The following is a 14,997-nucleotide window of genomic DNA, read 5'->3' as shown; positions in this document are numbered from 1 at the left end:
GTCTCAATATAGCTCCCTGTCATTCCGGGGCGATGCGCCAGCATCGAACCCTGGTGCGCAATTGCGCACCCGAGAATCTCGAGATTCCCCGGTGCGCAATTGCGCACCTGAGGTCTGGTGCTGGCGCACCATCCCGGAATGACAGCGAAAGCTGCGCCAGTCAGCGAGCCATCTTCATGAACATCAAATTCTCCCGCCGCCGCTTCCTCGCCACCAGCGCCGGTGCGCTCGGCACGATCGCAATGCCCTATCTCTCGCGCGCGGCCGATCGGCCGGCGGTCACTCATGGCGTGCAGTCTGGCGACGTCACCGTCGATGGCGGCGTGGTGTGGGCGCGTACCGACCGGCCGGCACAGATGCTGGTCGAGGTGGCGACGACTGATACGTTCAGGGATGCCCGTGCGCTGCCGCCGATCGCCGCGCTGCCCGAGAGCGACTTCACGGCAAAAATGCTGCTGGAGAATTTGCCGGGCGGCCAGGACATTTTTTACCGCGTCCGCTTCCGCGATCTCTCGCACAGCGCGGTCGAGGGCGAGGCGGTCGTCGGCCGCTTCCGCACCGCGCCGGCCGACCGCCGCGACGTCAGCTTCGTCTGGGGCGGCGATGTCGCCGGCCAGGGCTGGGGCATCAATCCCGATGACGGCGGCATGTTCACCTTTTCGGCGATGCGCAAGCACCGGCCGGATTTCTTCCTGCATTCCGGCGACACGATCTATGCCGACGGTCCCATCCAGTCCGAGGTGAAGCTCGCCGATGGCAAGGTCTGGAAGAACGTCACGATCCCGGAGAAGGCCAAGGTCGCGGAGACGCTGGACGAGTACCGCGCCGCGCACAAATACAATCTCACCGACGCGAACCTCCGAGCCTTCAATGCCGAAGTGCCGATCTTCGTGCAGTGGGACGACCACGAGGTGACCAACAACTGGTCGCTGTCGAAGGAGCTGCCGGCCGCCTACAAGGTGCGCGACATCTCGCTGCTCGCGGCCCGCGCGGGGCGCGCCTTCCACGAGATGTACCCGATGCGGGAAAGCATCGTGGAGCCCGGCCGGGTCTATCGCCAGATCGCCTACGGCCCGCATCTCGACGTGTTCGTGCTCGACGAGCGCAGCTATCGCGGCCCGAACGGGCCCAATCTCGAGACCGCTTACGGCCCCGCCAGCTCCTTCCTCGGTCCGGACCAGATCGCCTGGCTCAAGCGCGGCCTCCTCAATTCGCGCGCGACATGGAAGGTGATCGCGTCAGACATGCCGATCAGCCTGATTGTCTCGGACACGCCGAAGGGTGGCTCGGAAGCCATTGCACAGGGCGACGGTCCGGTGCGTGGTCGCGAGTTCGAGATCGCCGACATCCTCCGCTTCATCAAGATGGCGCCGGTCACCAACACGGTGTGGCTGACCGCGGATGTGCACTACGCCGCCGCGCATTATTACGATCCGAACAAGGCGCAGTTCCAGGAGTTCGAGCCGTTCTGGGAATTCGTGTCGGGTCCGCTGCACGCCGGTACGTTCGGTCCGAACGCGCTCGACAACACCTTTGGCCCCGAGGTTCGCTTCGTCAAGGCACCGGGCAAGGACAGCCAGAACCTGCCGCCGTCAGCGGGCATGCAGTTCTTCGGTCACGTCAAGATCGACGGCGCCTCGGGTCAAATGACGGTGACCCTGCGCGACCGCGCTGATGTGGCGCTGTGGTCGACCACGCTCGATCCGAAGCAAGGCTAATTGCTAATTGGCGGCGCGTAGCTTGAGCGCCGCTTCCAGCGCATCGCTCGAACACGGTTTCTGCAACCGCGGCCGGCCCGCCAGTTCGGGCGGAATGCGCGCCTCGGCGCCATAGCCGGTGACGAAAACGAACGGAACCTCCAGCGCGGTCAGCCGCTCGGCGACCGCAAAGCTGGTCTCGCGGATCAGCTCGACATCGAGCAGCGCGAAGTCGGGCGTACGCTTCGTAATGGCGTCCAGCGCCTGCGTCACCGAACCGACGGTCCGCACGCCGGTCACACCAAATCCGAGCAGACGGTCCTCGAAATCGATTGCGATGATCGGATCGTCCTCGACGATCAGAACATCGGCCGGCCAGCCTGAGCCGTTGGAAAGTGCGGGTGCCATGATCGCATCTTGCGTTGAGGTTTTAGGATCAGGACTGCCGCGACACGATGCCTGCGCGCAGCGCATCGGAGGGTTCCCGGAACGAAACTCACCACATCATCGTTGTTCAGTCTGTCCACTTGTGCACACAGGGGTGGCGCGGAACTCGCTAAGGTGGGAGGAAGGACGGGAGTTTCACGATGGATGCGCGTATCGGCAAGGTCACCGAGGTCGAGAGCCGGCCGGCCAACAATCTGCTGCGGCGTTTGAGCCAGGCCGACTACGCCCTCCTTGCGCCGCACGTGACTTTCGAAGACTCCGCAGCGGGCCAATTGCTCTATAATCCCGGCGATGACGTGCAGGTCGTCCACTTCCCCTGCGGGCCGTCGCTCGCGACCTTCCTCGTCCCCAACGAGGACGGCCGCGACGTCGAAACCATTCTGGTCGGCCGCGAAGGCGCGGTGGGCGGCATCGTCAGCGAGGGATTTCTGCCGGCCTATACCCGGATCTGCGTGAAGTTCGGCGGGCCGTTTGCGCGCATTCACGTTGCCAAGCTGGAAGCGGCCAAGCTGCGCTCGGCGTCGCTGCGCAACATCTTCGCCCGCTATGCCGATTGCATGCTGGCCCAGATCTTCCAGTCGACCGCCTGCAACGCGATCCATTCGATAGAGCAGCGGACCGCCAAATGGATTCTGGCGGCGATGGAGCGGACCGGCGACGAGACCAGTGTGCCGCTGACCCACGAACAGCTCGCGACGCTGCTCGGGGTCGGGCGCAGCTATGCCAGCCGCGTGCTTCAGTCGTTCAAGGCCGAACACATTCTCGACACGAGGCGCGGCTCGATCCTGGTTCGCAACCGCGATGGCCTGAAGCTGCGCGCCTGCCTGTGCAACGATGCCGTGAAGATGCATTTCGAGGAGGTCCTGCGCGGCGTCTATCCAACCGAGGAGCGGGAGGCGGGGTAGCGGCCTGGGGGCACAGCGATGCGCGGCGCGCTTTTCTGAACGTGATCGTGCTATGCTCCCTCCCGCATGGGCGGGGCTTTCCTTCACACTCTGTTCGATATCGCAGCGTGGCTGGCGGCCGCGGTGGCCGTCTACTGGCTGGCGCGACGGGGCTTGCAGTTTCCGGCGCAATCCTTCGAGCTGCCCTATATCGCCGCGCTGGTGTTCGGCGCCGGAATTGGCGCCTATCTGTTCGGGTCGGCCAATCTGTGGCTGTCCGGACAGAGCGGCATCGCGCGCTCGGTCGAGGGCGCGCTGGCCGGCGGCATCGTCGCGATCGAGCTCTACAAATGGTCCGCAGGGATCGCGGTGCGAACCGGCGCCCGGTTTGCGCTGCCGTTGGCGCTCGGCATCGCGATCGGCCGCCTCGGATGCTACTTCGCGGGCCTCGACGACTTCACCTACGGCACGCCGACGGCGCTGCCTTTCGGCCATGATTTCGGCGACGGCGTCCTTCGCCATCCCGTCCAGCTCTACGAGAGCGCAGCCATGGCCGTATTCGCGATTGTCTATGTGCTGGCGGTCTTGAACCGAAACGCCTTCACCATCACCAATGGTTTCTACCTGGTTCTCGCCTATTATGGAGCGCAGCGCTTCCTATGGGAATTCCTCAAGCCCTACGGCACGCTGATCGGTCCTTTCACGCTGTTTCACCTGCTGTCGCTGTCCATCCTGCTCTACGCCGCATTCATGCTGGCGACGGCGGCCAAAGCGAGATCCCTGCATGAACGCGCCGTTGCGTAAGTCGCGTCCCTACATCTTCTGGGGCCAGACCCAATCCCTTTGCGAGACCTGCCTGAAGCTGGCGCCGACCAAGATCCAGATTTTTGGCAACGAGGTCTGGTACGAAAAGCGTTGCAAGGAGCACGGCGTTCAGTCGACGCTGGTGTCGACGGACGCGGCCTATTGGCGGCTGTGCAAGGATTTCATCAAGCCGGGCGACCGGCCGCTGCAAGTCCAGCACCGCACGGAATTCGGCTGCCCCTATGATTGCGGCCTCTGTCCCGACCACGAGCAGCATTCCTGCCTGGCGCTGATCGAGATCACCGAGCACTGCAACCTCACCTGCCCTGTCTGCTTTGCCGAATCCGCGCCGGCACGAACGAGATTCACGCCCCTCGCGACGGTGGAGAGGATGCTCGACGCGCTGGTGGCGAGCGAAGGCGAGCCTGATCTGGTGCAGATTTCCGGCGGCGAGCCGACATTGCATCCGGATTTCTTCGAGATCCTGGACGCGGTGCGCGCCCGCCCGATCCGCCACGTCATGATCAACACCAACGGCCTGCGCATCGCCCGCGAAAAGGACTTTGTGGCGCGGCTCGCCGAGAACAGGCGCGGGCTGGAGGTCTATCTCCAGTTCGATTCGCTCCAGCGCGATGCGCTGATCGATCTGCGCGGCGCGGATCTGCGAAAAATCCGCCAGCAGGCGCTGGAAAATCTCGAGCATTATGGCGTGTCGACCACGCTGGTCGCGACCATCAAGCGCGGCGTCAACGACGCCGAGATCGGCGACATCGTCCGCCACGCGCTGACCTGGAAATGCGTGCGCGGCGTCACACTGCAGCCGGTGCAGGACGCCGGGCGCAACGAGAATTTCGACAAGACCACCGACCGCATCATGCTGTCGGATATCCGCAAGCGCGTCATCGAGACCGGCGTGTTCGGCGACAAGGACATGATCCCGCTGCCCTGCAATCCCGAGAGTATCTCGATCGGCTACGGCCTGCGCAACGGCGAGAAGGTATTGCCGCTGACCTCGCTGATCCCGCAGGAGCAGCTCGTTGCAGTGATGCCCAACACCATCAGCCCGGAAAAATATCCGATGCTGCGGGAAAAATTCCAGGAGAAGTTCTTGGACCTGTTCTCGCTGTCGTCGGGACCGCTGAACACGAGCGAGCGCGTCTGCGAACTCTTGTGCTGCCTGCCGAGCTTCGAGGTGCCGCAGGGGCTCACTTACGAGAATGTTTTCCGCGTCACCATCGTGCAATTCCTCGATCGCTTCAATTTCTGCGTCGGCAACGTCAAGCGCAGCTGCATCCATTTCGTGACGGAGCAGGGCGCGATCATTCCGTTCGACACCTACAATTTGTTCTACCGGAACGGAAAGATCGACGGCATCCGCGCCGGGTTGGCCGCTCAGGCGACCGAAGGGGTCTTGCAGGCATGAGCATCAGCGACACACCGCCGCCCGCGCCTCCCGTTCCGCCGCCGGCGCAAAAGCGCAGCGGCTGCCTGACCGCGCTCATGGCGATGTTCGGGATCATGCTGCTGCTGCCGGGTGCCTGTGCGCTGCTCTTCGGCGGGATCTCGGTGTTCGAGGATGGCAAGATCGCCTCCGACATCGCGCCGCTGGTCTTCCTTGGGCTGGTCGTCGGGATCGGGGGCGTTGCCCTGATCTGGGCCGCCATCAAGGGCCGAAAGGCCCCGGCTCACCCAGGAACCCGGTCTTAAGCTCCGGGAATTCCCGGACAAAATTCAGTCAACCAACGGCCAAAGAACACATTGTTTTTTGGCCGTTTTTGCATATATTGCGCCGCAACGCGCAGGGTGCCCGGTCGATATGGCCGGGCTTCCCTTTTGGGCGGCGAGCGCCCGTTTCCAGTCTTCCAGCGTTGTTTCGAGAAGAGGTCCCGGTCCGACCGGCGAGATCGCGCTTAACCCATTGTTCGAACGCAAAGAAGCTCTCCCATGAACCTCCGTAACGTCGCCATCATCGCCCACGTCGACCACGGCAAGACGACCCTGGTCGACAAGCTCCTCCAGCAGTCCGGCACGTTCCGCGAGAACCAGAAGGTGACCGATCGTGCCATGGACTCCAACGACCTGGAGCGTGAGCGCGGCATCACCATTCTGGCCAAGGCAGCCTCGGTGCAGTGGAAGGACACCCGCATCAACATCGTCGACACCCCCGGCCACGCCGATTTCGGCGGCGAGGTCGAGCGCATCCTGAACATGGTGGACGGCGCGCTGGTCCTGGTCGACGCCGCGGAAGGCCCGCTACCGCAGACCAAGTTCGTCGTGTCCAAGGCGCTCAAGGTCGGCCTGAAGCCGATCGTCGTCATCAACAAGGTCGACCGCCCCGACGCGCGCCCGACCGAAGTCATCAACGAGGTGTTCGACCTGTTCGCTGCGCTCGACGCCAGCGAGGAGCAGCTCGACTTCCCGATCCTCTACGGATCGGCCAAGCAGGGCTGGATGGCCGACAGCCCGGAGGGTCCGAAGGACAAGGGCATGGAGCCGCTGTTCGACCTGATCCTGCGCCACGTCGCGCCGCCAAAGGTCGAAGAGGGCCCGTTCCGGATGATCGGCACCATCCTCGAAGCCAATCCCTATCTCGGCCGTATCATCACCGGCCGCATCTCCTCCGGCGTGCTCAAGCCGAACCAGCAGGTCAAGGTGCTCAACGCCGAGGGCAAGCTGGTCGAGTCCGGGCGCATCACCAAGATCCTGGCGTTCCGCGGCCTCGAGCGCACCCCGCTCGATGAAGCCGAAGCCGGCGACATCGTCGCCATTGCCGGCCTGACCAAGGGTACCGTCGCCGACACCTTCTGCGATCCGACCGTCGACGTGCCGCTGCCGGCGCAGCCGATCGATCCGCCGACCGTGTCGATGTCGTTCATCGTCAACAACTCCCCGCTCGCCGGCACCGAAGGCGACAAGGTGACGAGCCGCATGATCCGCGACCGTCTGTTGCGCGAAGCCGAGGGCAACGTCGCGCTGCGTGTGGTCGAAGCCGCCGACAAGGACGCGATGGAAGTCTCGGGCCGCGGCGAATTGCAGCTCGCGATCCTGATCGAGACCATGCGCCGCGAGGGCTTCGAGCTCTCGGTGTCGCGCCCGCGCGTCGTGTTCCAGAAGGACGAGGCCACCGGCGCCACCATGGAGCCGGTCGAGGAGGTCGTGATCGACGTCGACGAGGAGCATTCCGGCGTCGTCGTGCAGAAGATGAGCGAGCGCAAAGCCGAGCTGATCGAGATGAAGCCGTCCGGCGGCAACCGCCTGCGTCTGGTGTTCTACGCGCCGACCCGCGGCCTGATCGGCTACCAGGGCGAATTGCTCACCGATACCCGCGGCACCGCGATCATGAACCGCCTGTTCCACGGTTACGCCCCGTACAAGGGCGAGATCCAGGGCCGCCGCAACGGCGTCCTGATCTCGAACGACCAGGGCGAGGCGGTGGCTTACGCCATGTTCAAGCTGGAAGACCGCGGCCCGATGATGATCGAGCCGGGCTGGAAGGTCTACAAAGGCATGATCGTCGGCGAGCACACCCGCGACAACGATCTCGAGATCAACGTGCTCAAGGGCAAGCAGCTCACCAACATCCGCACGACCTCGAAGGACGAAGCGGTGCGCCTGACCCCGCCGATCCGCATGACGCTGGAAAAGGCGCTCGCCTATATCGAGGACGACGAACTCGTCGAGGTGACCCCGAAGTCGATCCGCCTGCGCAAGAAGCACCTCGACCCCAACGAGCGCAAGCGCGCGGAAAAGGCCAAGGAAGCGGTGGCGTAAGAGTTACCCCCCGGCTTCGCCCGGCGCGTCCTCGCCGCGACCGACGAGGTCGATCGTCGGTGTCCCGTCGGAAAGATCGACCGCGTCGCGCAGAGCCGCAAGATGCGGCGCCTTCCAAGTATCGGGCTTCCGGTCGACATTCCAATAAGCGGTGTGGGTGAAGAAGTCCGCACCGCCGGCCAACTTCGTCGAGACCGGCAGGTCGACGATGTGCCGGCCGAAGATCGGGGCTAACGGCCCGCCGATCGCGTCGCCCCAGAAGATCTGTTCGATCGGAAAGTAGATATTGGTCCAGCGCGTCAACCCGAACAGCGCGCCGTGGTGGATCTGCCGTATCTTCTTCCTCGGATTGTCGAAGGCAAGCAAGCCATCATGCTGGAGCCGCTTCGGCGGACAAGTCGGAAACTCGCGCTCCTCGACACGACGCCTGAAATCTGCTCGCAACCTTTCGTGTCCATTCTTCTCGGCGACATCGGGCTCCTTTGTCTCCTCGCACATCAGGAAATGAGCGTGGGACAGGGCGCTCCCGAGCGTGACGAAGTCGGTTACCAGCCAGCTCTTGAAATGCCGCTGTTCGACAGGCCGCCTGACGGTCACATCGGCAATGTTTGCGATCAACTGCCGTGCCTTACGGCGGAGCTCCACTTTCTCCTCATGGGTGGCCACTTTCTCGGGCTGCCACGGCGCACCATCGACGTCCAAGAACTCCTGGCCGAGCAGTGTGATCGGCGGCAACTCGTCGCAAATCCTGCTGAAATAGGCTCGCAGCATATCGTAAGCGACGACAGTGCCCAGGCTGTGGGCGACGACGACAATACGGTCGTATCGGCCGCTATCATGCAGGCGCGCCAGCGTATCCACCGCCTCCTTCCGGATGGCCCGGCGAACGGCGACATTGGCTGGTGAGCCGCGGAAATAGCGCGCGGCATCGCCGAGATAAGGCTGGAGGAATGCACCGTTGGCGGCGAGATAGATGCCGATCACACCAAACGCGATGGGGGCGCTCCAGGGCGAATTCAGTCCCCAGGGCCATGCCCTGAGCACGGTTTCGGCTAGTGATCTGTCGTACCAGTGCTGATCGGCCCAGATGAAGGCAAGGGACACGAGCAGCGAGACCGCGAGTGTGCGCCAGAACGCACGCGCTCCCTGCTGTCCCATCACAAGGTACGTCGCCAGCAACGCATCCAAGGTCGGAAGACCGATCAGCGTCAAGATCTCGGCACCATCGAGGACTCCGTTTCCGCCGGGGAAAGTACCCTCAAGCCACAGATAGCCGAGGCCGGCGGCGAAACCCGCAACGCAGAAGGCAGCCAGCCACAGGATGAGACGAAGAGCCTGCCATCTGAGCGCGACGTAAAGGCCGAACACGACGCTGCATAGAAGCAGAAGGAAGGGCGCAATCAGGATATTTTGCGCGCTAGTCTCCGAGAACAGCAACACGCCCCTGAGTGCCAGCACGGCAAACGAGAGGTTCATCAGGCATAGAAAGATGGACACGGCCCACCAGAGCGCGTTCAGCCCGGTTCTCATTACCGGCCCCTTGCGGCACAACTCGTAGAGCCAGAGCAGCACGGCGACCGCCTTGGTCTCGCTCATGAGATGAGCCCAGTAGAGTTCGTGAAAATCGACCACGCGCTTGTCCGCCGATCCCGGCACTTCGCTGGTCGTCATCACCGTCAGATCGATGTCGACGCCGCTTTTCTCCGGATGCGTCCAGAGCTTGTTTTCCTTGTCGTCGGGATTGCCCTTGTTGCGCCAGACACCGCGGATGACGCCGCGCACAGTTTCCAGCGCGCGCTGGCTGCCTATACCGTGAACCACCAGAACTGCGGTTCGCTTGTGCTCGACACCCGAGTCGATGTTCAGCATGGGGGAAATCCCTTGAAGAATGGGCGAAAGAGAATACCAAATTGAATACAACCTTGGCACGAAAGACAAGTCGGCTCGGGCCGATGCCGCACCGGTCTCCTTCACGAATGTCGCGCAGTCGGAGAGAAGGTGGCATCCTGGATCCGCGTGCGCTGCGGTAGGTATGCGCCGGCCGGCTTCAGCGCGCTCAGCGAACGTGCTAGAGCCCGCCCATGACCTCCCTCCCCTCCTCCGTCGACGTCGCGATCATCGGCGCCGGTGCCGCCGGCCTTGGCGCGGCGCACGCGCTGCGAGGCTCCGGCCTCTCCGTGATCGTGCTGGAGGCCCGTGACCGGCTCGGCGGCCGGGCCTGGACTGTGCAGGCCTCGTCCGAGGTGACGTTCGACGTCGGCTGCGGCTGGCTGCATTCGGCGGACAAGAACTCCTTCGTGCCGATCGCGCGACAACTCGATTTCGAGGTCAACAAGGACCTGCCGCCCTGGCGCGAGCGCGCCTTCGGCAATGCCTTTCCGCAGGCCGAGCGCGACGACTTCATGCACGCGATGGACGCGTTCTATGAGCGCCTGTGGGAAGCCGCGCAAAAGGGCAAGGACGAACCCGCGAGCCTGAGCCTCGAGGCCGGCAATCGCTGGAATCCCATGATCGACGCGATCTCGACCTACATCAACGGCTGCGAACTCAAGGACATGTCCACGCTGGATTGGGACGCCTATGAGGATACCGGCCTCAATTGGCGCGTCCGCCGTGGCTATGGCGCGCTGGTTGCAGCGTATGGTGCACCCTGCCCGGTGGCGCTGAACTGCAACGTCACGCTGATCGACCATTCCGACAAGCGCATCCGCATCGAGACGTCGCGGGGCACGCTGACCGCGGCCAAGGCAATCGTCACCGTTCCGACCAATCTGATCGCCCTCGAGGCGATCCGCTTCTCGCCGCCGCTCCCCGCCAAGGTCGATGCCTCAGCCGGTCTGCCGCTGGGCGTCGACGACAAGGTAACGCTGGCGCTCGACGACGCCGAAGCCTTTCCGAAGGAAGCCAATCTGCGTGGCGCCACCATGCGCACGGACATGGGCACCTATCACATCCGCCCGTTCGGCCAGCCCTGCATCGAGGGCTTCTTCGGCGGCAGCTTTGCGCGCGAGCTGGAAGATGCCGGCGACGGCGCCATCGCCGCGCAGAGCATCGACGAGATCGCGGGCTTCCTCGGCAACGAGATCAGGCGCAAGCTGAGGCCGCTCTGCGAATCCCGCTGGGCGCGCGATCCGTTCGCGAGAGGCTCCTATTCGCATGCGCTGCCGGGGCACGCCGGGGATCGCGCGGTGCTGGCCGCACCGGTCGATGCCCGGCTGTTCTTCGCGGGCGAAGCGACGTCGCCGACTTTCTTCACGACGGCGCATGGCGCGCGGGACAGCGGCGAGCGGGCGGCGAAGGAGGTGCTGGCGGTTTTGGACAAGCCGTAACCGCACACGCCGTCATTGCGAGCTCGCAATGACGCGCTACTCGATCACCCGCGCCCGCAGATCGGCATCAGGCACGAAGCAGGCATCGTACCTGCCGAAGATGCGATAGCGGTTGCGCGCGACCAGGCTGTAGATCGGGTCCCGCACCGGTTTTGGCACGGCAAACAATACGCGCACCCAGCTCCATCCCGGCAGCTGCGACAGCACTGTCAGCGCGGCGTCGGATTTCATGAACGCCTCGCCGCCGTGGACGACCGCGTTCGTGTCGGGATCATCCGGATCGATGCCGAACGTGCGCGCAAGCCGAGCCCCATAATCCGACTGGATCGGCGTGAACCGGAACCGTTTTGCCGTGTCGCGCCTGGCGACGAAGCGGACCCAGCGCGAGCAGAAGATGCAGACGCCGTCGAACAGGATCACGTCATCGTCGGGCCACTTGCTCATCAGCGATTGTCCAGCATGAGCAGCGCGACGAGCATCAGCACGATGGCCGGTCCCGTCTTCACCAGCGCGCCGAGCGGCTCGATCCAGAGGTCGGGAGTGAGGATCGCCGCGCCAACCATGTAGCCGAGCGAGGCGACGATGCCCGCGACCAGCCCGATCGCCGCGGTCCGGCGGAAGGCGATCAATATGCCGATGCCCATATCCATCAGGCTGGTGCCGATGGTGATGGGATCGACGAGCGCGGGCGGGAAGTCATGCGCGCTCAAAATGCCGGCGGCGGCGCGGTAGGACACGAACAGGGCGATGAAGCCGGAGACGAGCCAGAATGCGACCAGGCTCGCGAAGATCAGCGCCTTGACCAGGAACAGCCGCGCGAACCATTTGTCCTGGATGGTGGCGGGATGGCGCCCGAGCGCATCAGCCAGCCGCTTCGGCGCGATGCCCGTGGCGGCGATCCAGACCGTGGGATCACCTCGCACGCCGCGGCGCAGCTCTGCGATGGCCGTGGAACGCATCGGCGGCATCCAGCCGAGATGATTGGCGAGATCGCCGATCTTGGCGCCGAGATCGAGCACGAAGCGCGGCATCGCGAAACGCGGCCAGCCGGCCGCGCCGAACGCGAGGCGAAAAGGCTCGATGACCCCGGCCATCGTGACGGGCTCCGCCTGCATCAGGTCCCAGCTCACCGCCTTCACGGCGGCATCGTCGGCGTCGCGTGCGGCGAGCCAGGCGATGGTCGCCGAAATGTCCTCGATCGCGACGGGTTGGAATGGCGTGGCCAATTCCTTTGCCGGCAAATCGACCGGGAAGGCAGCAAGCGCGCGGAGCATGGCGCTGCCGCCATAGGCTGCCGGCGCGACCACGAAGCCGGGCCGCAGGATGGCATGGGGAATGCCGGAGGCCGCGATCAGGCGCTCGGCCTCGCGCTTGCTCGTGGCGAAGGCCGTGCGATCCGTCTCGGCGGTGCCGGGAATCGAGATATGCACCAGCCGGATCGCGCGGCTGCTGTCGCCGATCGCCTGAAGCAGGCGCGCGACGAGATCGCGATGCACCGCGCTCGTGTTGCTGCCGGGACCATCCTGGAGCACGCCGAGGCAGTTCACGACGACATCGACGGCATGCTCGCCGAGGAGACGCATCAGCGCGGCCGCATCGAGCGAGAGGATCGGTAGCTCGATGTCCAGCGCGCTCATTCTCTGCGTCGGCGACAGGCTGCGCGCCACGCCGACAACACGAAATCCTCGCCCGCGCAGATCGTCGGTGACGAAGCGGCCGATCAGGCCGGAGGCGCCGAGCACCAGGATGGTTCGCTGATTCATCGCTGCACTCAGAAGGGTTTTGCGATCATCAACCACAGGATCGTCATCGTCGCCCCGAAGCCGGGGAAGCCGAATGCGAACCAGCGGCGGAATAGCGCATGGTAGCACTGTGGCAGCGCACTGCGCTGAGCCGCGGCCTTGCGCGCGAGGTCGCGCATCTCGATCTGCATGAACACGACGGGAATCCAGAACAGGCCGGCGATAGCGTAGAGCGCCAGCGAAGCGAGCAGCCAGCGTTCCGTAATCGACGTGGCAGACAGCATCATCAACAGGCCGCCGCTGACCGGCTGGAGGATCACCGCCGACAGCGTGAAGATCGTATCCGCAATCACCACCACGGAAGCGGTACGCGCGATGAACTCCACGTCGTGCGTACGATGCGCCATCAGCATGAAGAAGGCGATGCCGGTTCCTGTGCCGAGGATGACGATGGCGCCGAGCACATGGAGGAACTTGACCAGGAAATACAGCGTCATGGCTTCTTGGTCGCCACAGGCTTGGGCGGGTTCAGCGTACGTTCGAGCGCACTGCCAGCGGCTTTGACGCCGGCTTCGGTCTCGATCATCCAGTGGCCCTCGCTGCCGACGGCCGGCAGGAAGCGCAGGTCGGCGTTGCCGCCACTTCCGCGAAATGCATCGGCGAGCTTCTGCGAAAATGCGGGCGCGAAATAGCTGTCATTGCCTGCAACGAGCCATGTAACGGGAATGCGCGCCACCTTGCCGAACTCCGCCGCCGCGGCAAGCAGCGTATGCGGCGCACAGATGCGGTTCGGCTCATCATTGGCATGGCCGCCGCGCCCCGGCGCAAACACTGTGATCGCGGAGATCACCTTCGGATCGGCATTGGCGAGCGCCAGCGCACCCCACCCACCGGCGGAATGGCCGATCACGATCGCGGCATCCTTGCGGATGAAATCCTGCTTTCGCAAGAAGCCCAGCGCGAGCGAAATCGCGTCGGCCGTTGCGCGGCCCGAGCGCACATAGTCGGCCTCGTCACATCCGCCCTGATCCTCGACATAGCGGCCGCCCGTCGCACCATGGCCGAGCCGCTCCGGCACCAGCACGGCAAATCCACGCGCGACGAGATAGGCGGCGAGCGGACGGTATTCCGGCTGCGGCATTTGCGCACGACGCAGCGCGTTCTGCGTCGAGGCGTGCGCGATCACCGCGAGTCGGAACGGACCCGGGCCCGGGGGACGAAACAGGAGAGCACGCGCGGCAAGGTCGGTATCCGGCGCGGGCACCCGCCACGCTTGCCGGCGAAACGGTTCGCTCTCCCCTCCCGAGGGGCCAAACGTGACCTCGGCGCACAGAGGGGACGCAATCAGCAAAGCCAGCAGAGGCACGAGCGCGATGGTATTGAGGAGCCGCATGAATTGGCCGAAGGCGAACGCGAACAGCGACAGCCAGATTAGTAGGAACGAATCAATTTCGGCCGACTTTCTGCGTTGCCATTGCCGTCCCCTCGCCGCCGAGACGTAGTTTTGCACCGGCGCGCGGCACGCGGTTGCGGTTCGAGGCAGCGGCTTGTCCTCTTTCGGCACAACATGGTCGAAATACTGATGCAGAAAGTCCACAGGTTAACCGATAATTAACGATAGGTCTTGCCGCCGGCGCGGTGACTTGGTTTGATCGTGTCCATGAGCACAACCCTGATCGAGGTCCGGCCGGCCAAGGCTGCAGATGCAACTGCGGTGGCGTCCACTCATGACGAAGCCTGGCGCTCGGCCTATCAGGGCATCATTCCCGGCGCCGAGCTGGAAAAGCTGATCAACCGCCGCGGTCCGCAGTGGTGGGACAGCGCGATCCGCAAGGGCAGCCGCGTCAGCGTGCTCGTGTTCGGTGACAAGATCGCGGGCTATGCCAATTACGGCCGCAACCGCGCCCGCAGCCTGCATTTCGACGGCGAGATCTACGAGCTTTACCTGCGACCGGAATTCCAGGGTCTCGGCTTCGGCCGCCGCCTGTTCGCTGCCGCCCGCCGCGACCTCATGCAGAGCGGGCTGAAGAGCATGGTGGTGTGGGCGCTCTCGGACAATGATCCGGCCACGGAGTTCTACCGTGCCCTGGGCGGCCGCATGGTGGCGCGCTCTTCCGAGCGATTCGGGCCCAAGTCGCTCGACAAGGTTGCCTTCGCTTGGACCAATTGAGCTGCTGAAATCGTACCCGGCAGCGTTTCCGTCCGTCGATACCGTCGCCTTTCGAGCCGGTGATCGCAGGATTCATTATTTCACAAAAACGCGATGGATCAGCGGGCCAAGCCCGCGTATGACAGCGCCAAAATCGCTGCCGGGCGCGATTTC

Annotated in this window: 14 protein-coding genes; 8 read left to right on the top strand and 6 right to left on the bottom strand. The window is 64.4% G+C overall.

The genetic code is table 11. From position 1 onward, the window contains the following. Nucleotides 1–176: 176 nt before the first annotated feature. Complete coding sequence (locus AC1RQP_RS14625; RefSeq protein WP_492937483.1) at nucleotides 177–1,718, top strand: alkaline phosphatase D family protein; 1,542 nt, start codon at nucleotides 177–179, stop codon at nucleotides 1,716–1,718. A 3-nt stretch (nucleotides 1,719–1,721) separates the two neighbouring features. Here AC1RQP_RS14625 and AC1RQP_RS14620 read toward each other — a convergent pair whose 3' ends face one another. After that, a complete protein-coding gene (locus AC1RQP_RS14620) occupies nucleotides 1,722–2,105 on the bottom strand; it encodes a response regulator (RefSeq protein ID WP_239628798.1) in 384 nt (127 codons plus the stop codon). 179 nt (nucleotides 2,106–2,284) lie between these two features. On the opposite strand from AC1RQP_RS14620, the gene AC1RQP_RS14615 reads away from it, so the two are divergent. The 5 genes from AC1RQP_RS14615 (at nucleotide 2,285) to typA (ending at nucleotide 7,603) form a co-directional block, all read left to right on the top strand. Then, nucleotides 2,285–3,049, top strand: coding sequence for a Crp/Fnr family transcriptional regulator (locus tag AC1RQP_RS14615; protein WP_492937482.1), 765 nt, complete (start codon nucleotides 2,285–2,287; stop codon nucleotides 3,047–3,049). A 66-nt stretch (nucleotides 3,050–3,115) separates the two neighbouring features. Beyond that, entirely contained in the window at nucleotides 3,116–3,832 is a 717-nt protein-coding gene (locus AC1RQP_RS14610; protein ID WP_239628795.1) for a prolipoprotein diacylglyceryl transferase family protein, read from the top strand. Beyond that, on the top strand, nucleotides 3,813–5,255 hold the full coding sequence (locus tag AC1RQP_RS14605; protein WP_492937481.1) for a radical SAM protein: 1,443 nt from the start codon (nucleotides 3,813–3,815) through the stop codon (nucleotides 5,253–5,255). Before AC1RQP_RS14610 ends, AC1RQP_RS14605 begins: the two co-directional genes overlap by 20 nt. Continuing rightward, the gene (locus AC1RQP_RS14600; protein ID WP_492937480.1) at nucleotides 5,252–5,539 is read left to right on the top strand and encodes a hypothetical protein; all 288 of its coding nucleotides are present in this window, start codon (nucleotides 5,252–5,254) and stop codon (nucleotides 5,537–5,539) included. Before AC1RQP_RS14605 ends, AC1RQP_RS14600 begins: the two co-directional genes overlap by 4 nt. Nucleotides 5,540–5,776: 237 nt before the next feature. Beyond that, nucleotides 5,777–7,603, top strand: coding sequence for a translational GTPase TypA (gene typA / locus AC1RQP_RS14595; RefSeq protein ID WP_492937479.1), 1,827 nt, complete (start codon nucleotides 5,777–5,779; stop codon nucleotides 7,601–7,603). 3 nt (nucleotides 7,604–7,606) lie between these two features. Here the strand turns inward: typA and AC1RQP_RS14590 are convergent, their stop codons facing one another. Next, the gene (locus AC1RQP_RS14590) at nucleotides 7,607–9,577 is read right to left on the bottom strand and encodes a hypothetical protein (RefSeq protein WP_492937883.1); all 1,971 of its coding nucleotides are present in this window, start codon (nucleotides 9,575–9,577) and stop codon (nucleotides 7,607–7,609) included. A 107-nt stretch (nucleotides 9,578–9,684) separates the two neighbouring features. Between AC1RQP_RS14590 and AC1RQP_RS14585 the strand changes: the two genes are divergently transcribed. Further along, the gene (locus tag AC1RQP_RS14585; RefSeq protein WP_492937478.1) at nucleotides 9,685–10,932 is read left to right on the top strand and encodes a flavin monoamine oxidase family protein; all 1,248 of its coding nucleotides are present in this window, start codon (nucleotides 9,685–9,687) and stop codon (nucleotides 10,930–10,932) included. Between the two features lie 36 nt (nucleotides 10,933–10,968). Here AC1RQP_RS14585 and AC1RQP_RS14580 read toward each other — a convergent pair whose 3' ends face one another. Genes AC1RQP_RS14580 through AC1RQP_RS14565 form a run of 4 tightly spaced genes read right to left on the bottom strand, consistent with a single transcriptional unit; the run spans nucleotide 10,969 to nucleotide 14,067 of the window. Further along, nucleotides 10,969–11,376 (bottom strand): thiol-disulfide oxidoreductase DCC family protein, encoded by a 408-nt coding sequence (locus tag AC1RQP_RS14580; protein WP_492937477.1) that lies wholly within the window; start codon nucleotides 11,374–11,376, stop codon nucleotides 10,969–10,971. Next, on the bottom strand, nucleotides 11,376–12,695 hold the full coding sequence (locus AC1RQP_RS14575; protein WP_492937476.1) for an SDR family oxidoreductase: 1,320 nt from the start codon (nucleotides 12,693–12,695) through the stop codon (nucleotides 11,376–11,378). Before AC1RQP_RS14575 ends, AC1RQP_RS14580 begins: the two co-directional genes overlap by 1 nt. 8 nt (nucleotides 12,696–12,703) lie before the next feature. Further along, the gene (locus AC1RQP_RS14570; RefSeq protein WP_492937475.1) at nucleotides 12,704–13,171 is read right to left on the bottom strand and encodes a DUF2269 family protein; all 468 of its coding nucleotides are present in this window, start codon (nucleotides 13,169–13,171) and stop codon (nucleotides 12,704–12,706) included. Beyond that, complete coding sequence (locus tag AC1RQP_RS14565; protein WP_492937860.1) at nucleotides 13,168–14,067, bottom strand: alpha/beta hydrolase family protein; 900 nt, start codon at nucleotides 14,065–14,067, stop codon at nucleotides 13,168–13,170. The genes AC1RQP_RS14570 and AC1RQP_RS14565 overlap by 4 nt, the downstream gene beginning before the upstream one ends. Nucleotides 14,068–14,334: 267 nt before the next feature. Between AC1RQP_RS14565 and AC1RQP_RS14560 the strand changes: the two genes are divergently transcribed. Continuing rightward, nucleotides 14,335–14,844, top strand: coding sequence for a GNAT family N-acetyltransferase (locus AC1RQP_RS14560; protein WP_008136728.1), 510 nt, complete (start codon nucleotides 14,335–14,337; stop codon nucleotides 14,842–14,844). Nucleotides 14,845–14,997 lie beyond the last annotated feature (153 nt).

The sequence above is a fragment of the Bradyrhizobium sp. GW821-FHT13H06 genome, assembly GCF_058803975.1.
The sequence above is the reverse complement of the archived record's forward strand: the minus strand, read 5'-3'. Positions and strand labels throughout refer to the sequence as shown.